At 44.1% G+C, this 270-nt stretch carries 1 protein-coding gene; it reads right to left on the bottom strand.

Going from position 1 to position 270, the window contains the following annotated elements:
* Nucleotides 1–270: GTP-binding protein (locus SB775_RS29835; RefSeq protein WP_410864855.1), on the bottom strand; the 270-nt coding region annotated here is incomplete at both ends.

The raw sequence follows: 270 nt of genomic DNA, 5'->3' as shown, positions 1-270 counted from the left end.
CTGGTGTATCCAGGAACGTGATTTTCTTTCCTTTGATTTCAACTTGGTATGCACCGATATGCTGTGTAATACCGCCTGCTTCACCTGCAACTACGTTTGTAGAGCGAATGGCGTCAAGCAAGGTTGTTTTACCGTGGTCAACGTGACCCATGATTGTAACAACTGGTGGGCGCTCAACCAAAGTCTCAGGTGCATCGACTTCTTCCAGCGTCTCAAAATTGGTTTCGTCAATAATGATTTTTTCTTCTACTTCGATGTTGTATTCTGTAC

Source organism: Peribacillus sp. SIMBA_075, assembly GCF_046534585.1.
The sequence above is the reverse complement of the archived record's forward strand: the minus strand, read 5'-3'. Positions and strand labels throughout refer to the sequence as shown.